The sequence below is a fragment of the Paracidovorax valerianellae genome (assembly GCF_900102625.1).
GTDB classification, from domain to species: domain Bacteria; phylum Pseudomonadota; class Gammaproteobacteria; order Burkholderiales; family Burkholderiaceae_C; genus Paracidovorax; species Paracidovorax valerianellae.
Genome location: NZ_FMZC01000001.1, coordinates 491,655 through 509,990, shown reverse-complemented (window position 1 = coordinate 509,990; position 18,336 = coordinate 491,655). Strand labels below are relative to the sequence as shown.

Annotated in this window: 16 protein-coding genes; 6 read left to right on the top strand and 10 right to left on the bottom strand. The window is 68.0% G+C overall.

All coding sequences use genetic code 11. The features are described 5' to 3' along the window. Positions 1-495: 495 nt before the first annotated feature. Genes BLT03_RS02225 through BLT03_RS02215 form a run of 3 tightly spaced genes read right to left on the bottom strand, consistent with a single transcriptional unit; the run spans position 496 to position 3,052 of the window. The gene (locus tag BLT03_RS02225; protein WP_092739832.1) at positions 496-915 is read right to left on the bottom strand and encodes an RNA-binding S4 domain-containing protein; all 420 of its coding nucleotides are present in this window, start codon (positions 913-915) and stop codon (positions 496-498) included. Then, positions 912-2,372 (bottom strand): sensor histidine kinase, encoded by a 1,461-nt coding sequence (locus tag BLT03_RS02220; RefSeq protein ID WP_092739830.1) that lies wholly within the window; start codon positions 2,370-2,372, stop codon positions 912-914. The genes BLT03_RS02225 and BLT03_RS02220 overlap by 4 nt, the downstream gene beginning before the upstream one ends. After that, positions 2,369-3,052, bottom strand: coding sequence for a response regulator transcription factor (locus tag BLT03_RS02215; protein WP_092739828.1), 684 nt, complete (start codon positions 3,050-3,052; stop codon positions 2,369-2,371). Before BLT03_RS02215 ends, BLT03_RS02220 begins: the two co-directional genes overlap by 4 nt. A gap of 126 nt (positions 3,053-3,178) precedes the next feature. Here BLT03_RS02215 and BLT03_RS02210 point away from each other — a divergent pair, with 126 nt between their 5' ends. From BLT03_RS02210 to BLT03_RS02200, 3 genes are all read left to right on the top strand, one after another. Then, on the top strand, positions 3,179-4,138 hold the full coding sequence (locus tag BLT03_RS02210; protein WP_092739826.1) for a Bug family tripartite tricarboxylate transporter substrate binding protein: 960 nt from the start codon (positions 3,179-3,181) through the stop codon (positions 4,136-4,138). Between the two features lie 173 nt (positions 4,139-4,311). Beyond that, positions 4,312-4,836 (top strand): tripartite tricarboxylate transporter TctB family protein, encoded by a 525-nt coding sequence (locus tag BLT03_RS02205; RefSeq protein WP_245711211.1) that lies wholly within the window; start codon positions 4,312-4,314, stop codon positions 4,834-4,836. Then, positions 4,836-6,347, top strand: a complete 1,512-nt coding sequence (locus BLT03_RS02200) for a tripartite tricarboxylate transporter permease (RefSeq protein ID WP_092739824.1) — start codon at positions 4,836-4,838, stop codon at positions 6,345-6,347. The genes BLT03_RS02205 and BLT03_RS02200 overlap by 1 nt, the downstream gene beginning before the upstream one ends. Here the strand turns inward: BLT03_RS02200 and BLT03_RS02195 are convergent. From BLT03_RS02195 to BLT03_RS02185, 3 genes are all read right to left on the bottom strand, one after another. Continuing rightward, complete coding sequence (locus BLT03_RS02195) at positions 6,337-7,533, bottom strand: PepSY-associated TM helix domain-containing protein (protein ID WP_434802321.1); 1,197 nt, start codon at positions 7,531-7,533, stop codon at positions 6,337-6,339. The two genes, BLT03_RS02200 and BLT03_RS02195, sit on opposite strands and share 11 nt — an antisense overlap. A 58-nt stretch (positions 7,534-7,591) precedes the next feature. Next, positions 7,592-9,802, bottom strand: coding sequence for a TonB-dependent receptor (locus tag BLT03_RS02190; protein ID WP_092740092.1), 2,211 nt, complete (start codon positions 9,800-9,802; stop codon positions 7,592-7,594). A gap of 137 nt (positions 9,803-9,939) precedes the next feature. Beyond that, the gene (locus tag BLT03_RS02185) at positions 9,940-10,158 is read right to left on the bottom strand and encodes a hypothetical protein (RefSeq protein WP_092739822.1); all 219 of its coding nucleotides are present in this window, start codon (positions 10,156-10,158) and stop codon (positions 9,940-9,942) included. 308 nt (positions 10,159-10,466) lie between these two features. Here BLT03_RS02185 and BLT03_RS02180 point away from each other — a divergent pair, with 308 nt between their 5' ends. Continuing rightward, complete coding sequence (locus BLT03_RS02180; protein WP_092739820.1) at positions 10,467-12,602, top strand: D-(-)-3-hydroxybutyrate oligomer hydrolase; 2,136 nt, start codon at positions 10,467-10,469, stop codon at positions 12,600-12,602. Between the two features lie 173 nt (positions 12,603-12,775). On the opposite strand, the gene cysC is transcribed toward BLT03_RS02180, so the two are convergent. After that, positions 12,776-13,438, bottom strand: a complete 663-nt coding sequence (cysC, locus tag BLT03_RS02175) for an adenylyl-sulfate kinase (protein ID WP_434802325.1) — start codon at positions 13,436-13,438, stop codon at positions 12,776-12,778. A gap of 101 nt (positions 13,439-13,539) precedes the next feature. Then, positions 13,540-14,601: a ferrochelatase gene (gene hemH / locus BLT03_RS02170; RefSeq protein WP_092739816.1), complete on the bottom strand. Its 1,062-nt coding sequence runs from the start codon at positions 14,599-14,601 to the stop codon at positions 13,540-13,542. 73 nt (positions 14,602-14,674) lie between these two features. On the opposite strand from hemH, the gene BLT03_RS02165 reads away from it, so the two are divergent. Next, the gene (locus BLT03_RS02165) at positions 14,675-15,367 is read left to right on the top strand and encodes an HAD family hydrolase (protein WP_092739814.1); all 693 of its coding nucleotides are present in this window, start codon (positions 14,675-14,677) and stop codon (positions 15,365-15,367) included. A gap of 165 nt (positions 15,368-15,532) precedes the next feature. On the opposite strand, the gene BLT03_RS02160 is transcribed toward BLT03_RS02165, so the two are convergent. Both BLT03_RS02160 and BLT03_RS02155 read right to left on the bottom strand, forming a co-directional pair. Continuing rightward, positions 15,533-16,342 carry an alpha/beta fold hydrolase gene (locus tag BLT03_RS02160; protein WP_092739812.1) on the bottom strand — a complete coding sequence of 270 codons (810 nt, stop codon included), beginning with the start codon at positions 16,340-16,342 and terminating at the stop codon, positions 15,533-15,535. Continuing rightward, the gene (locus BLT03_RS02155; protein WP_092739810.1) at positions 16,342-17,664 is read right to left on the bottom strand and encodes an O-acetylhomoserine aminocarboxypropyltransferase; all 1,323 of its coding nucleotides are present in this window, start codon (positions 17,662-17,664) and stop codon (positions 16,342-16,344) included. Before BLT03_RS02155 ends, BLT03_RS02160 begins: the two co-directional genes overlap by 1 nt. Before the next feature lie 96 nt (positions 17,665-17,760). Here BLT03_RS02155 and BLT03_RS02150 point away from each other — a divergent pair, with 96 nt between their 5' ends. Continuing rightward, entirely contained in the window at positions 17,761-18,216 is a 456-nt protein-coding gene (locus tag BLT03_RS02150) for a CBS domain-containing protein (RefSeq protein ID WP_092739808.1), read from the top strand. Positions 18,217-18,336: the final 120 nt, after the last annotated feature.

Genomic DNA, 18,336 nt, shown 5'->3' with positions numbered 1-18,336 from the left:
CAAATCCGTGATGTAGCTGAATTTCATTTGCTGAAATCGAAAGTGATACCTGTCAAATTCGAATGCCAAGGTAGCGTTAATAGCAAATTAGCAACATTCCGTTCAGTGAAACGATATTTCTGTTGAGGATGGCTGTTTTGAATTTATGATTCACCCCGTCGGCACCTCCAGCCGACACCTCCCTTTCTTGCTCTTTAGCAAGTTTTAGCCCGCCTAGTGCGGGCTATCTTTTTTTGGGCTGTCAGCAGGCAGTAAGGGACATGTCCAAAATGGATTCCACCTGACGGGGGCATCGCCTCCCCTACGGAATCCGGGCTGTGACCAGGCCGCAATGCCTGCCCGACTTTGCCCGCCCTCGTGCGGGCATTTTCTTTTCTGCGTTGATTCAGCTTCGTCGACACAAGTCAGCAAAGCCAGAAAAGGTCAGAAAAGCCAAGCCAAGCTGCGCTGAGAGCAGCGCAACGACTTCAAACCATCAAAGCAAGCCTGACCCGCTCAGTCGTCGGCGGAGGCGCTCCAGCGGCTGCCCCAGTCGCGGGCTTGGTCGATGTTGCGGCGGTCCCGCTTGGTGGGCCGGCCTTCTTGCAAGCTGGCTGCGGGTTCAGGGGCCAGGCGGCGCTGCTCGGCGGCCTTTTCGCGTGCGGCGATGCTTTCCGCCGTTTCTTCGTAGAGCAATTGCGCCACTGGCGCCGGGCCGCGCATGCCGCTCAGCGCCCGCACGAGCACGGTGCGCTGCATTGGCCCTTGCTTCAAGGCGACGCTGTCGCCGGGGCGCAATTCGCGGGCAGCCTTGGTGGCCTGGCCGTTGACGGTGACACGGCCTTTGCCGATCTCTTCCACGGCTAGGGAGCGGGTCTTGTAGAAGCGGGCGCACCACAGCCATTTGTCCAGGCGCATCGATTCAGGAGCATTCATGCGGTGATTTTCTTCCGATCGGCGGGCGCTGGATTGTCGGAGGATGCCAACGGAAGCCGCACCACGGCGTCCAGCCCGGCAATGCGGGAGCCCTCCATGCGGTTGGACAACTCGATCTGCCCGCCCAGGGCCTGAACGATTTCCCGGCAGATCGCCAAGCCGAGGCCCGAGCCGGTGCGCACGTCGCCCGCGGAGAAGGGCTGGAACAGGCGCTGGGCCAGTTCAGCGTCGATGCCCGCGCCGGTATCGGCCACCGTCAACGCCGCATGGCGCCCATCCGTGCGCAGCTCGACCGACAGCACGCCGGACGGCGGCGTGTGGCGGATCGCGTTGTGCAGCAGGTTGCGGGTGAGTTCGCGCAGCATCCATTCGTGGGCTTGCACCGGCGCGGGATCGGTGTGGATGCCGAAGTCCAGATCGCGCTGGGCGATGAGCGGCGAAAGTTCGAGCGCGATGGCGCGCAGTTCGTCGTCCAGCCGTGTCACCGGGGGGGCGCTTTGCTGGCGCAGTTGCTCGACTTTGGCCAGCGCGAGCATCTGGTTGGCCAGCAGCGTGGCTCGCTCGACGGTGTCGCTGATTTCATGCAAGGCCTGCTCCGGCGGCGCATCGCCGCGCAGGGCCGATTGCACCTGCGTCTTGAGCACGGCCAGGGGCGTGCGCAACTGGTGCGATGCATCGCGCACGAAGCGTTTCTGGTGCGCCAGCAGGTGCGACAGCCGCAGCATGACGTGGTTCGTGGCCTCGATGAGCGGCTGCAGTTCACGCGGGGCGGCGGGGGCGGAGATGGGGCGCAAGTCGTCTTCGGGCCGGTTCTGCAGGCGCGCGCTCAACTGGCGCACCGGGCGCGTGGCTTGCTGTACCACCAGCACGACGATGACGGCGATGGCCAGCACCAGAAGCGCCTGGCGGGCCAGCGTGGTCCACAGAATCTGAAGCGCCAGGGTCTGGCGCAGTTCCAGCGTTTCGGCCACCTGGATCACCGCCATGCCGCGCCCCTGGGGCGTGGCCACGGGCTGCAGCAGCACGGCCACGCGGACCGGGCGACCGCGGAACTGGTCGTCGTAGAAGTCCACCAGCGCAGCGTACGGCGGGCGGGCGGGGATGGAGCCGTGCCAGAAGGGCAGCTCGTCGAACCCCGAAACCAGTTGCCCTTGCAGCGTGGACACCCGGTAGAACATGCGGCTTTGGTTGTCGGCCTCGAACGCCTCCAGTGCGGAGTACGGAACGATGGCGCGCAACTGCGCCGCGTCGTCGTAGCCCGTGACATCGATCTGTTCGCTGATGCTCTTGGCCGATGCCAGCAAGGTGCGGTCATAGGCCGTGTGCAGCGACGCCAGCGTCTGCCGGTACAGGCTGTGGGTGTTGTAGGCGATGAAGAGCGAAGCCGGCACGAGGATGCCCACCAGCAGCTGGCGGCGCAGCGAACGGGTGCGGGGGCGCGCTGCGGCGCGCTTCATGCATCGGCCTTGAGCAGGTAGCCCAGGCCGCGCAGCGTCATGAGCGTGAGGCCCGTGCCCACCAGCTTCTTGCGCAGGCGGTAGACCACGACTTCGATGGCCTCGTACTGCACGTCCAGCTGGCCCGGAAAGACCAGTTCGTACAGGCGCTCCTTCGTCACTGCGTGGCCGGGCTGGGCGAGCAGGGCGTGCATCAGCGCCAGTTCGCGCGGGGTGAACTCCATGACCTGGTCGCCCAGATAGATGGCGCCGCTATCTTTTTCATAGCGTATTGCCGCGATGTTGATTGCGCTGGAGGCCGATTTGGCTTCAGGTGCCTCGCCGGTTCTGCGCACCAGGGCGCGCAGCCGCGCTTCCAGTTCGTCCAGGTCGAACGGCTTGGGCAGGTAGTCGTCGGCGCCGGCGTTCAGGCCGAGCACGCGGTCGCCCACGGTGCCGCGCGCGGTGAGCAGCAACACGGGCGTGCGCAGCCCTTTGGCGCGCGCCTGCTGCAGCACTTGCAGGCCGTCCAGGCCGGGCAGGGTTAGGTCCAGCACCACCACGTCGGGGGCGCGTGCGGTCCATTGCGCGAGGGCGGCGCGGCCGTCGCCCAGGGCGGTCACTTCCATGCCCCGGCGGCTCAGGGAGCGTTGCAGCGTGGCCTGCATGGCCGGGTCGTCTTCCACGAGGAGCAGTTGCATGCGCGGCACCTTAGCACCGCTCGCAGCGGTCCCGAAGATGGGTGTTTACCCTGAGCGCGTGGACAGCCGTTTGACAGGAACGGCGCGCATCATCGGCCCGTTCGTACAACTAATAAGGAGACAACGATGCGTCGCGATACCTTCCTCAAATCCCTGGCGGCCCTGGCCGCTGCCGGCACGCTGCCCCTGTCGGCGCAGGCTGCCAATGCGGTCAAGATGATGCTGCCCGCCAACCCCGGCGGCGGCTGGGACACCACGGGCCGCGCCCTGGGCCGCGCGATGCAGGACGCCGGTGTGGCGTCTTCCGTCACTTACGACAACAAGGGCGGCGCGGCGGGTGCCATCGGCCTTGCGCAGTTCGTCAATTCCAGCAAGGGCGACCCGAACGCACTGATGGTCATGGGCGCCGTGATGCTGGGCGGCATCATTACCGGCAAGCCCCCGGTCAACCTGACACAGGCCACGCCGATCGCCCGGCTGACCAGCGAATACAACGTGTTCGTGCTGCCCGCGAGTTCGCCGTTCAAGACGATGGGCGAGGTCGTGGCGCAGCTCAAGAAAGACCCGGGCAGCGTGAAGTGGGGCGGCGGCTCGCGCGGCTCCACCGAGCACATCGCGGCGGCCATGATCGCCCGCGAAGCTGGCGTGGACCCGGCCAAGATCAACTACGTGGCGTTCCGTGGGGGCGGCGAGGCGATCGCCGCCATCCTGGGCGGCAACGTGACCATCGGCGGTGGCGGCTACAGCGAGATGGCCGAGTACATCAACACCAAGAAGATGGTGCCGGTGGCGGTGACTTCGGGCCAGCGCCTGAAGGGTTCGTCGGTGCCTACGCTGAAAGAGCAAGGCATCAACGTGGAGATCGGCAACTGGCGCGGCGTGTATGCCGCCCCGGGCATCTCCGCCGAGCAGCGCAAGGCCCTGATCGCCATGGTGGACAAGGCGCTCAAGAGCAAGAGCTGGGCCGAGTCGATGGAAAAGAACGACTGGACCCCTGCCTGGATGGCCGGCGACGAGTTCGGCACGTTCGTCGATACCGAGTTCGCCAGCCTGCGCGCCACCATGGTCAAGGCCGGGATGGTCTGACGGGCGTTCGTTCCCATCCTGCGGTGCCGCCCCTTCGCCGGGGCTGGGCACCGCGCCTTGCGCGGCCGCCGGGCCCCTAGCGCTGATCGATGCATTCCGGGCACGGTGGCCCCGGGGTGCCAAGGACATTGAGCATGCCGGAGCCAATCGTTTCCCCTTCTTCTCCTCCTTCGATGGATGCCGCCGCTGGTGCGGCGCCGGGCGCGCGGCTGCAGGCCGCCGTGGGCGCCGCCGTGGTGCTGACCGCCGCCGCGCTGGCCTTCGGCGCGCTGAGCATTCCGTCCAACGCCGGCTACGGCGGCGTGGGCCCCAACTTCCTGCCCTGGCTGGTGGCGGTTGTGCTGGCGCTGTGCGGCGCGGTGCTGGTGTGGGAGGCGCTTTCGGGCGGCTTTCGCTCCATGGATGACCCGGGCGGTGCGGCCAGTGCCAACAAGGCGGCGTTCGTCTGGGTGTCGGCCGGCCTGCTGCTGAATGCGGCGCTGATCGCCACGGTGGGCTTCATCCTGAGTTGCACGCTGTGCTACGTGCTGGCGGTGCAGGGCCTGCGCCGCGCTGCGGGCCAGCCCGCGGCCGGTAGCGCCCGCACCTGGGGCACGGATGTACTCACGGGGGCGCTGATCTCTGCGCCGGTGTATTGGATGTTCACGCAATTCCTGGCGATCAATCTGCCAGGGCTCACGCAGACAGGGTGGCTGTGATGGAAATTTTCGACGCATTGCTGGCGGGCTTCGCCACCGCGGCCACTCCGGCCAATCTGCTCTGGGCCCTGGTGGGCTGCGCACTCGGCACGGCCGTGGGCGTGCTGCCGGGCATCGGCCCCGCCGTGGCGGTGGCCATGCTGCTGCCGATCACGGCCAAGGTCGAAGTGACGGCCTCGATGATCTTCTTTGCCGGCATCTACTACGGCGCGATGTATGGCGGATCGACCACGTCGATCCTGCTGAACACGCCGGGGGAGACCGCGAGCATGGTCACCGCCATGGAGGGCAACAAGATGGCCAAGAGCGGCCGCGCGGGCGCCGCGCTGGCCACTGCGGCGATCGGCTCGTTCGTGGCGGGCACCATCGCCACGGTGGTGGTGACGCTGTTCGCGCCTTACGTGGCGGACTTCGCCGTGCGCCTGGGGCCGCCGGAATATTTCATGCTGATGGTGCTGGCGTTCACCACGGTGAGCGCGGTGCTGGGCAAGAGCACGGTGCGCGGCATGACGGCACTGTTCGTGGGCCTGGCCGCCGGCCTGATCGGCATGGACCAGATTTCCGGCGCGGCCCGCTACACGGCCGGCCAGCCCGAGCTGCTGGACGGCATCGACATCGTCTTGGTGGCGGTGGGCCTCTTCGCCGTGGCCGAGGTGCTGCATGCCGCGATGTACGAAGGCCGCGTGACCGAATCGCGCAACCGCATGGGCCGCGTGCACATGACAAAGCGCGACTGGAAGCGGTCCATCCCCGCATGGCTGCGTGGCACGCTGATCGGCACGCCGTTCGGCTGCATTCCCGCCGGCGGCACCGAGATCCCGACCTTCCTCAGCTACGCGATGGAAAAAAAGCTGGCCAAGGGCGAGGACAAGGCCGAGTTCGGCAAGGAAGGCGCGATCGAAGGCGTGGCCGGCCCCGAAGCCGCCAACAACGCCACGGTGACCGCCGCGATGATTCCGCTGCTCACGCTGGGCATTCCGACCTCCAACACCACGGCGGTTCTGCTGGGCGCGTTCCAGAACTACGGCATCAACCCCGGCCCGCAGCTGTTCACCACGTCGGCCACGCTGGTGTGGGCGCTGATCGCCTCGCTGTACATCGGCAACGTGATGCTGCTGGTGTTGAACCTGCCCATGGTGGGCCTGTGGGTCAAGCTGCTCAAGATTCCGAAGCCCCAGCTGTACGCGGGCATCCTGATCTTCGCCACGGTGGGTGCCTACGGCATGCGCCAGAGCGCTTTCGATCTGTTCCTGCTGTATGGCATCGGCCTGCTGGGTGTGCTGATGCGGCGCTTCGACTTCCCCACCGCCCCCGTGGTGGTGGGCATGATCCTCGGCCCTCTGGCCGAGGCCCAGATGCGCAACGCCATTTCGATCGGCGAGGGCAGCTGGTCCATCTTCGTCACGCGCCCGATGTCGCTGGCGCTGATGGTGATCGTGGTGGCCGTGCTGATCGTGCCCCGCGTGATGCGCGGCTGGGCCGCGCGCCGTCTGGCCGTGGCTACCGCCTGACGGGGGTGCGTGCCGTCAGCGGGGAGGCCAGGGTGGCCTCGCCGCTGGCAGGGCTTGCGCCAGCGGCGCCTGCCGTCGCCGCGGCGCTCGATTTGCGGCGACCCAGCCACAGGTAGAGGCCGCTGCCCAGCACGATGATGGTGGCGATGTCCAGCAAGGCCCAGATGATCTTCATCGGCATGCCGCCGTAATCGCCGAAGTGCAGCGGCTGCGACACCAGCAGCGCCGTCAGGTACCACGGCAACTTGGGAGCTGCGGTGACCTCGGCCGTCTTGGCATCCACCAGCACGGGCTGCAGCAGCCGCGAGGTGAGCGGCTCGTTGCCGCGCAGGAAGAAGGTGTGGTGGTGCGGGCTGGAATAGGACGTGCCCGGAAACGCGATGAACGACAGCTTGGTGCCCGGTGCACGGGCCAGCGCGGCGTCCAACGACTTCTGCACCGAAGCGCGCTCGGCCACGGGCGTCACCGCCTGGCCTTGATAAGGCGCCAGCAGCGCGCTCAGCTCGTCGTATTGCCAGTATTTGATGAGCAGGTCGGCCCAGGTGTTGATCATGCCGGTGCCGCCCACCACGAAGGCCCACACCAGCGTGACGATGCCCAGCAGGTTGTGCAGGTCCAGCCACTTCACGCGGGTGGAACGCTCGCGCCGCACTTCGCCGAAGCGCAGCTTGCGCATGAAGGGCGCGTACAGCACCACGCCAGTGACGATGGCCACGAGCAGCAGCAGGCCCATGAAGCCGAGGAACAGCTTGCCGGGCAGGCCGGCGAACAAGTCCACGTGCAGCTTGAACATCACGTACATGAACCCCTCGTCGAAGCGGGGCTGCGCCAGCACCTTCGCGGTGCGCGCGTCCACCGCCACCGAGCGGAAATCGTCCGTGGGGGCCGGCGTGGGCGTGAGCGTGGTGAACCACAGGTCGGTGCTGTCCTCGGGCTGCGAGGCGAACTGCACCACGCGGTCGGGGTGCTGCGCGCGCGCCACTTCCAGCACCCGGTCCAGGCTGACGTGGGGCGTGCCGGCCGGCATCGGCGGCGCTTCCACTTCCGTGCCGAGCAGGTGTCCGATCTCGTGGTGGAAGATGAGCGGCAGGCCGGTCAGGCACAGCAGCAGCATGAACACGGTGCAGACCAGGCTGCTCCACTTGTGCAGCCAGGTCCAGGTCTTGAGGGAGCGTGCAGTCAGCATGGTCGGGCGAGGGTTGGTGCGGTGCGGTGCGATGCGGTGTGTGTCGTGACGGCGTGGATCAGAAATCCACGCTGGCGCTCAGCGTGAACGTGCGGGGCGCCGCCACCACCAGGTAGCCGGAGCCTGGGTAGCCGCCGGCCGAGGCCCAGTAGTTGCGGTCGGTGGCGTTGTCCACGCGGGCGCGCAGGGTGACCAGGCGGCCGCTCCATTCGGTGGCGTAGCGCACGCCCAGGTCCAGGCGCGTCCAAGCGGGAACGCGCAGGGTGTTGGCATCGTTGGCGTAGGTGGCGCCGGTGCGCACCACGCGGGCATCCAGCGCCAGGCCTTGCGCGCCGGGCACGTCCCACTCGGCGCCCAGGTTGGCCTGCAGGCGCGGCACGCCGATCACGCGGTTGCCGTTGAGCGCGGCATTGCCGGTCTCGCGCTGCTTGGCGTCGAGCCAGGTCGCGCCGCCCAGCACGCGAAGGCCGCGCATGGCTTCGCCGTACACGTTCAGCTCCACGCCCTGGTGGCGGTCCTTGCCGGACGCGGTGAACACGTTGGCCCCATTCACGATGGCGCGCGGCTTGGTCGTGCTGAACAGCGCCAGCGAGCCGCCGATGCGGCCGGCGTCGTACTTGAGGCCGATTTCCTTTTGCTTGGCGACATAGGGCGACAACTGCTCGCCGCGGTTGACCACCGGCGTGCCGTTGGCCGTGGCGGGCGCGGCTTCGCCCTTGCTCAGGCTCTCGACGTAGTTGGCATACACCGACAGCTGCTTGCTGGCCTTGAACACGGCGCTGGCCAGCGGGCTGGTGCGGCTTTGCTCATAGCGGTTCGTGAGGGCCGAGGTGCCGTAGGCGTAGTCGGCGATGTCGAGCTTCTGGTGGCGCAGGCCCAGCGTGACGAGCACGGTGTCCTGCACGAACGACAGGGTGTCGCCCAGCGCGAAGCTGGTCATGCGCGTGCGGCCGTTCAGGTTGGGGTTGGCCAGCACGCCGCCGTATCCCGCGTTCGCGCTGAAGGCGGGCTGGGCGTAGGGCGTGTAGGCATACAGGCTGCCCGGGCGCGTGTTCAGGAAGTCGAACGCATAGGCGTTGTCCTTTTCCGCCTCGAAGTACGAAGCCGAGGCCACCCATTCGTGACCCACGCTGCCCGTGCGGGCCTTGCCGCGCACGCCGAGCTCGCCCGTGTTCACGCGGTCCTTGCGGGTGTTGTCGAAGCGGTAGGTGCTGCCTGCGCCCGTGGTCGAATCGTTCACGGTCAGGTTTGCCAGCGAGTTGGATTCTTCGCTGCGGCGCATGCCCCATGCGCCCCAGGCCGTCATGTCGGGGGTGATGTCCACTTCGCCGCGGAAAGTGCCGAACACATCGCGTTCGTTGGAATAGGTCCAGGGCTGCGAGAAGTTGGCCGAGGCGTCCGGTGCGGCCGGAATGAAATTGGCGTTCGCGCCGCTCAGCGACACATTGGTGCGCGTGCCCTTGAGCTTGTTGTCCTGCCAGCCGATGTCGCCCGACAGGCGCACGTCGCGGCTGCGCCAGTCCAGTCCCACCGACAGCAGGCCGAGTTGGTTTTTTTCATGGTCGACGGCCGTGTCGCCGTCGCGGTAGGCCGCGTTCAGGCGGATGCCGGTGCTCTGGTCGGGGCCGAAGCGGCGTGCAATATCAGTGGACACCATGCCGTAGCCGCCCGATCCCGTGCCCACGGTCACGCGCGACAGCGGCTCGTTCGGTGCCCGCTTGGGCAGCAGGTTGATCGCACCGCCGATGCCGCCGCCGTTGGGCGCCGCGCCATTCAGAAATGCCGAAGCGCCGCGCAGCAGTTCCACGCGCTCGAACAGTTCGGTGGCGATGTACTGGCGCGGCAGCAGGCTGTACAGGCCGTTGTAGGCCACGTCGTCCGAATCCAGCAAAAAGCCGCGGATGAAGTACGTTTCCTGGAAGTTGCCGAACCCGCGCGCCAGCCGCACGCCGGCATCGTTCTGCAGCACTTCGCCCACGCTGCGCGCCTGCCGGTCCTGAATCAGCTCATTGGTGTAGCTGGTGATGCTGAATGGCGTCTCCATCGCATCGCGCGTGCCCAGAATGCCGGCCCGCCCGCCACGCGCCACTTGGCCGCCGGGATAGGCGGGCGACAGGCCCTGTGCCGAAGCGTCGGCACTGGCGCCCACCGTCACGGTCGGCAGGGTCGGTGCATCCGCAGGCGCTGCCGCGGCCTGGGCGCTGGCATGGCCCGCGAAGGTGGCGAGGGCCATTGCGACGGCCAGGGCGATGGGGGTGTGCTGGTTCATGGACATGGATCAGGGCAAGGAAGGGAAGAGATCAGGACAGCGGCGCGGCAAGGCAGCGAGACTGGGGCGCGGCGGCGGCGGGCGGCGGGCGGCGGGCATCGGGCCAGCATGGGGCGAGGCATCGGGCCGCAGGCGTTTCAGCGCTGAGAGGAACGTCGGCGCAGGCCGAACCATGCCATCACGGCCACCGGCAGGCCCAGGGCGATCCAGGACCAGACATCTCCCCACCCATCGCTCACCAGGGCGCTCAGCAAACCGGTGGCGGTCAGCAGGCCCAGCGCGATCGGCCAGCCCCACAGTGGAAGAAAGCCGCCGGGTGTGGGGCGCAGATGGGTCGGTTGATCGGTGGGTGGCATGGGCGGGGCGCAATCGGGAGGGTGATGGCGGGGCAGGGCCGCCGCGCAAAGCCAGCGGGGCGCAGCGAACGCCCCGGGGACGGACCCCCGGGGCTCCCCACCAGGGCGCTGTTTTGCAAGGCCGCGATTTTAAATGATATTGCGAATGGTTCGCATTGTTTTTGGCGCAAATTCCTCAGCGTGGCATGATTCGCGCTGGAAAAGTTGCAACGCCTTGTGGTGCCGCGCCATTGGCATCACCCCTGAGGGCGCATTGCATACTCCCCACGACAATTTCATTCCGTTTCCCCGCTGCAGGAGATTTCCCGATGCGACCGCTCATTCCCCGCGCCATCGCCCTGGCCGCCCTGACCGCCGCCCTCCTGGCCGCTTGCGGCGGTGGTGGCGGCAACACCGTCGACTTCGATTTCAACGTGCGTCCCTCCTATCTGGCCAGCCTGCGCCAGGCGGCCTACGACGGCGTGGACGACGACCTGCTGACGGCCGGCCTGGGCCGCACGGGCCTGGCCGATCCGCAGGCGCCGGGCTACGAGGGCGACCAGCCCACGGCCGGCGAAATGCGCCGCAATGCCATCTATACCAATTACCGCGCCCTGCTGGACATGACGGCGGCGGGCGGCTACGGCACGCTCTACGGTCCCAATGTGGATGCGCAGGGCCGCGTGACGGCGGGCGAGGGCAAGATCGCCGGCACCGAAACCATCGCCTACTACGACGACGGCTCGGGCCGCCAGAACGTCACGCTGATGGTGCAGGTGCCCGACACCTTCAACCCGGCCAAGCCCTGCATCATCACCGCCACGGCCTCGGGCTCGCGCGGCATCTACGGCGGCATGTCCACCGGCGAATGGGGCCTGAAGCGCGGCTGCGCCGTGGCCTATACCGACAAGGGCACCGGCGCCGCCCCGCACGACCTGCAGGCCGACACCGTGCCGCTGATCGACGGCACGCGCGCTTCGGCCACCTCGGCGGGCACCAGCGCCGCGTTCAACGCCGGCCTGTCGGCCGCCGATCTGGCCGCGTTCAACACCGCCACGCCCAACCGCTTCGCCTTCAAGCATGCGCACTCGGGCCAGAACCCTGAAAAAGACTGGGGCCTGGCCACGCTGCGGGCGGTGGAGATGGGCTTTTACGTCATCAACGAGCGCTTCGGCGACCTGTCCCCGGGCGGACAGCGGCTGCGCACGTTCAAGCCGACCAACACCATCGTCATCGCCTCCAGCCTGTCCAACGGCGGGGCCGCTGCCATCGCCGCGGCCGAGCAGGACACGCAGGGCCTGATTGGCGGCGTGGCCGTGTCGGAACCTGCGGTGGAGCTGCCGGCCAACCCCGGCGTCACGGTGCGCCGCGGGAATGCGGACGTGACGGTGAACAGCCGCACGCTGATCGACTACACCACCTACGCGCAGCTGTACCAGGCGTGCGCCGCGCTGGCGCCCTCCATCAGCGACAGCCCTTACGCCAGCACCTTCGCCATCGGCTTTGCCAGCCCGTCGCTGCCCATCGCATCCAACCGCTGCGAAGCGCTGCGCGCGCAGGGGCTCATCACCGGCGGCAGCACCGTCGCGCTGGCCGAACAGGCGCTGGCCCGCATGCGCGCCTACGGCTGGGAGGCCGAATCGGTCGCGCAATACGCATCGCTCGCCGGCTTCGAGGTCGTGCCCGCCGTGGCGGTGACCTTCGCGAATGCGCTCTCGCGCTCCAGCGTGAAAGACAACCTGTGTGGCTACAGCTTCGCGGCAACCACGGCGCAGGGCGCGGTCACGCCCCTGGCGCCCGCGGCGCTGGCCGACATGTTCGCCACCGGCAACGGCGTGCCGCCATCGGCAGGCGTGCAACTCGTCAACAACCGCAGCCAGGGCGGCCCTGCGCGCGATGTGCTGTCGCAGAACGCGGCCGGCGTGCGCAACTGGAACCTGGAAGGCGCGCTGTGCCTGCGCAACCTGGTGACCGGCACCGACGACGCAGCCCGCAGGCTGCAGGCCGGCGTGGACGAAACGCGCCGCAGCGGCAACCTGCGCGGCAAGCCGGCCATCATCGTGCACGGCCGCTCCAATGCCTTGCTGCCCGTCAACCACACCTCGCGCCCCTACGCCGCGCTGAACCGCCGGGTGGAAGGCTCCACCAGCCGCCTGCGCTACATCGAAGTGACGAACGCCCAGCATTTCGACAGCTTCATCGGCCTGCCCGGCGTGCTGGCGGGCTACGACTCGCGCTACATCCCGCTGCACGTGTACCTGAACCGCGCGCTCGACGCCATGTACGACCACCTGGCCAACGGCACGGCGCTGCCCGCCAGCCAGGTGGTGCGCACGGTGCCGCGCGGCGGCACGCCGGGCAGCGCGCCCGCCATCACCGCTGCCAACGTGCCGGCCATCGCGGCCACCCCCGTGAACGGCAATGCGATCAACATCACGAGCGGTGCGATCGCCGTACCGGAGTGACCTGAGCCGGCCGCTCTGACGGATGAGCGGCGAAAGGATCAACGGTGTTTTTTGCTATTGAATTAATAGCGATACACCGTTGATTTCATTGAGCTGGTGGCCTTTTTGGCTCCAAGTCTGCCGCCATTCGAATACTGAAGCTCCAGCGGCCGACCGGGCGGCGGGCCGGCGTCCTAGCCGGCTTGCACGGGGCCCTGCGCGGTCCACAGCGCCTGGACGCATTCCTGCACCGAAGCGCCCGTCGTGTCGATCTCGAAGTCCGCATCCCACGGCTCTTCATAGGTTGCGCCCACGCCGGTGAATCCCGGAAGGCAGCCGGACCGGGCGCGGGCGTACAGGCCCTTGGGGTCGCGCGCTTCGCAGACGGCCAGGGGCGTGCGCACCCACACCAGCCGGCAACGGTCGTGCCCGACGATCTCGCGCACCCGCTGGCGGTCTTCGTCGTGCGGCGAGATCAAGGCGGCCACCACCCAGAGTCCCGCATCGTTGAAGAGGCGCGCCACTTCCGCAGTGCGGCGGATGTTCTCGCTGCGGTCAGCCTGGGTGAAACCCAGCGATGCATTGAGCCCGTTGCGCAGCGCGTCGCCATCCAGCACGGTGCAGGCCGTGCCATGGGACTTCAGTTGGTGGGCGAACGCGTTCGCCAGGGTAGTCTTGCCGGCGCCGGACAGGCCGGTGAGCCAGACAGTTCGGGGGTGGGCGGAAAGATTCATGCCGGTGTGTTCGGTCGGGCGGCACGCAGGCAGCCGGTCAACCGTGGCGGCGGAATGCGTTGCCACGGCACTCGGCTTTCTGCGCCCGCCGATGGTTGCATCAGAGGGCTGGGAAGTGCCAATTTTTCCACGAAACGCCGCCGCTCATCCGTAGCGAAAAGTGTCTTGATCTGCCTTGTCACCCAGGCACGCAGGGCGATGACGCGGAGGGCACCCGGAGCCGGTCAGGGCCGGTCCCACCCCTGCAGGTGCTGCTGGGCGATCTGGCTCAGGCCGGTGATCCACGCGTTGTCGTCGTTCATGCAGGGGATGTAGCGAAACTCCTTGCCGCCCGCGTGCAGGAAGGCTTCGCGCGCCTCCTGGTTGATTTCTTCCAGCGTTTCGAGGCAGTCGCACGGAAAGCCTGGGCACATCACGTCCACGCTGCGCGTGCCGGCCTGGGCCATTTCGATGAGCGTGGGTTCGGTGTAGGGCTCCAGCCAGCGGGCCTTGCCGAAGCGGGACTGAAAGGTCACCCGGTACGCGTCGGGCGACAGGCCCAGCGCCTCGGCCACCAGCGTGGCGGTCGTCAGACATTCCTGCTGGTACGGGTCGCCCAGCTGCACGTTGCGTGCGGGAATGCCGTGAAAGCTCATCACCAGCTGCTCGGCGCGGCTGCCTTCGCGCTTCCAGTGCGCGCGCACGCTTTGCGCCAGCGCGTCGATGTAGCCCGGATGGGCGTGGTAGCTGTTCACGAACCGGAACTCCAGCAACCGGCGCTGCCGGCCCGCCCACGTGTACACGTCGTCCGCCACGCTGGCGGTGGTGGTGGACGAATATTGCGGATACAGCGGCAGCACCAGCACGCGCTCGATGCCCTCGGCCTGCAGTGCGTCGAGCTGCGAGGCGATCGATGGCTGCCCGTAGCGCATCGCATGGCGCACCGGCACGCCCAGGCCCGCCTCGCCCAGCCAGCCGCGCAGCAGCGTGGCCTGCCTGGCCGTCCACACCGCGAGCGGCGAGCCTTCCGGCATCCAGACGCTGGCGTACTTGGCGGCGGACTTGGCGGGGCGGATGCGCAGGATGATCCCGTGCAGGATCGGCAGCCACGCGGCGCGCGGGATTTCGACCACGCGCGGGTCGCCCAGAAACTGCGCCAGGTACCGGCGCAGCGCCGGTGCGGTGGGCGCCTCGGGCGTGCCCAGGTTGCACAGCAGTACCGCAGCGCGGGGCACGCGGGCAGGGCTTTGGTGGGCCGGGGCAGACGGGGTAGAAGGGGCGAGGGGCGCTGGAGTGGAGGTCTGCATGCCCGCATTGTGGCAAAGGGCGCGCACCGGCTGAGCAGGCCGTGCGCGAAACCCCTGCGCTATCCTCGCCGCCATGCTCGACACCCAACGCATCCGCGCCGTCACCCTCGACCTGGACGACACCCTTTGGCCCATCTGGCCCACCATCGCCCGCGCCCAGGCCGTGCTCTGCGCCTGGCTGCAGGACCGGGCGCCCGCCACGGCGGCGCTGGTGTCCGACCCCGAAGCCTCGGCCGTGCTGCGCAGCGAGATCGTGCAGGCCCATCCGGAGCTGTCGCATGACCTGAGCGCCTTGCGCCGCGAAAGCATCCGCGCCGCGCTGCGCAAGTCGGGCGACGACACGGCGTTGACGGATGGCGCCTTCGACGTCTTCTTCGCCGAGCGCCAGCGCGTGGAGCTGTACGACGACGCCATCGCGGCGCTGGAGTTTCTGGCGTTGCGCTACCCGCTGGCGGCGCTGTCCAACGGCAATGCCGACCTCGATCTGATCGGCATCGGCCCCTACTTTCAGGCCCGCATCAGCGCGCGCGAATTCGGCATCGCCAAGCCGGACCCGCGCATCTTCCACGCAGCGGCCGAAGCGCTGGGGGTACCGTCCGGCAGCGTGCTGCACGTGGGCGACGACGCCACGCTGGACGCCCACGGTGCGTTGGGCGCCGGCATGCAGGCGGTGTGGATCAACCGGTCCGACACGCCCTGGCCGCACGAGGGCGAGCCCCAGGCCACCGTGACCGACCTCACGCAACTGTGCCGGTTGCTGGCCTGAGCGCTATCCGGTGGCTGCATCGTGGTGCTATTGAATTAATAGCTGCATAGGCCGTGGATAAAGCGCTGATGGCCTTTTTGGCTGTGAGCGCTTTTGGTGCCCGTCCGCTTCGTTGCCAAGCCGTGCCGCGCCACGCTGACCTGCAGCGCGGCGCGGCATCGGCCCTCAGGCGCCGAGAAAATCCCGGATGGCGAACAGCGTCGCGTCGGGCGCCTCCGTCATCTGGTTATGTCCCACGGGCAAGTCCGCCACCTGCACCGATTTGCCCGCAGCTCGGGCCTGCGCGATCAAGCCTTGCGCGCCTTTGGGGTGCGTCATCTGGTCTTGCGCACCCAGCGCGAAGAGCACCGGGCAGGTGATCTGCGCCATCGCGGCCTCGCCACCGGCATAGGTGTCGCAGGCCACGAAGCCGCGGTGGAACACGTTCACGGCCGGGTTGCTGCGCAGCACGCGGCGGCCCAGGGCCATGCCGGCGCCATAGGCCCAAAAGCCCGCGCCCGAGGGCGACGCGAGCGTGCTGCGCGAGAACACGTTCACCATGCGCAGCGCCTTTTCCGGCGTGTTCAGGGCCGAGTCGATCAGCGCGGGCGACACCTTCATCGGGTAGGCGGTGCCCACCAGCACCAGGTGCGTCACGCGGTCGCGCAGCCGGCCCGCGGTTTCCAGGGCGATGAGCGATCCCCAGCTGTGCCCCACCAGCGCGGCGCGGGCCACGCCTGCCGCATCCAGCAGCGCGGCGATGAAGCCGGCGGCCTGCTCGACGCTTTCGGGCGCATCGCCCTCGCTGCGGCAGTGGCCGGGCAGGTCCACCGCCAGCACGTTCCAGCCGTGGTTGGCGAAGTAGCGGCTTTGCAGCGCCCACACACTGTGGTCGTTGAGCACGCCGTGAATGAAGACGACGGTGGGCTTGGCCGCATCGAAAGCCTTGCCGCCGGTGTAGCAGTAGCTGCGGTGGCCGTTGACGGTGATGTGCATCACGCACCTGCCTTTCCGGAAGTCTTTTCCGCGGCCTTGAGGGCGCGCTGCAGGTCGTCGATCAGGTCGTCCGCATCTTCCAGGCCGATCGACAGGCGGATCGTGCCCTGCGAGATGCCGGTCTGGGCCAGCGCCTCGTCGCTCATGCGAAAGTGCGTGGTGCTGGCCGGGTGGATCACCAGGCTGCGGCAATCGCCCACGTTGGCCAGGTGGCTGAAAACCTTCAGTGTCTCGATGAATTTCTTGCCCTGCGCGCGGTCGCCCTTCAGGTCGAAGCTGAACACCGATCCCGCGCCGCGCGGCAGCAGCTTTTGCGCCAGCGCATGGCTGGGGTGCGATTCGAGCAGCGGGTGCCCCACGCGCGACACGAAGGCGTGGCTGGCCAGAAACTCCACCACCTTCTGCGTGTTGCGCATGTGGCGCTCCATGCGCAGCGGCAGCGTCTCGATGCCCTGCAGGATGAGCCAGGCCGTGTGCGGGCTCATGCAGGCGCCGAAGTCGCGCAGCCCCTCGCGCCGCGCGCGCAGCAGGAACGCGCCCACCGTGCTTTCCTCGGCGAACACCATGTTGTGAAAGCCGTCGTAGGGCTGCGTCAGTTCCGCGAAGCGCCCCGCCGTGCGCGGGCCTTCCCAGTCGAAGCTGCCGCCGTCCACCACGATGCCGCCGATCACCGTGCCGTGGCCCGACAGGAACTTGGTGGCCGAGTGGTACACCAGATCCGCCCCGTGCTCGAACGGCCGCATGAGCCACGGCGAGGTGAGGGTGGAATCGACCAGCAGCGGCACGCCGGCCTCGTGCGCGATGGCAGACACGGTGGGAATGTCCAGCACATCGAGCCCCGGGTTGCCCACAGTTTCGCCGAAGAACAGGCGCGTGTTGGGCCGGGCTGCGGCGCGCCAGCCGTCGATGTCGCCCGGGGCGACGAAGGTCGTCTCGATGCCGAAGCGCGCCAGCGTGTAGTGCAGCAGGTTCTGCGAGCCGCCGTACAGCGCCGTGCTGGCCACGATGTGGCTGCCCGCGCCCATCAGCGTGCAGATCGCCAGGTGCAGCGCGGCCTGGCCGCTCGCCACCGCGATGGCGCCCACGCCGCCCTCCAGTGCGGCGACACGCTGCTCCAGCACGGCGTTGGTGGGGTTGCTGATGCGGCTGTAGACGTGGCCCGGGCGTTCCAGGTTGAACAGCGCGGCCGCGTGGTCGCTCGACTCGAACACGAACGAGGTCGTGAGGTGGATGGGAACGGCGCGCGCCCCGGTGGCGGGGTCGGGCGAGGCGCCCGCGTGCAGCGCCAGTGTGTCGAAGCCAGGGTCTGAGTAACCGGGCATCCGTGTCTCCTAGGGTGTGTTGTTGGCGGGACATTGTGGGCTATATTGCGCAGGACCCAGCCCAGCAGCGCCCCGCCGCGCACCACGGAGACCCCCATGAAAGTCAGCGATATCCTTCGCGTCAAAGGCAACACCCTCTATACCGTCAACGCCGACGAACCGCTGGCCCAGGCCGTCGAAATCATGTCCGAGAAGGACATCGGCTCCCTCGTGGTGATGGATCTCGGCGATCTGGTCGGCATGCTCACCTTCCGCGAAGTGATCCAGGCCGTCGTGAAGAACGGCGGCGCCGTCGGCACCTTGCTCGTCCGCACGGCCATGGACGACGCCCCGCTCACCTGCACGCTCGAAACCGACATGGACGAAGTGCGCCGCATGATGCTCAACCGCCACGCCCGCTACATGCCGGTCATGGACAAGAAAATGCTCATGGGCGTGATCAGCTTCTACGACGTGGCCAAGGCCGTGGTGGACGCCCAGAATTTCGAGAACAAGATGCTCAAGGCGTACATCCGCGACTGGCCCGAAGAAGACGCCCGCCCGGCCGCCTGAATCGCCCCTCCAACGCGGCCTTGGGGCGAAAAAGCCCTCCTGCCGCCGGTTTGATTGCCTCTGTTGCTATGTTTTTGGTAGCAAATGGAGCCAGCCGCCATATCCCGCCACGCTGCGAGG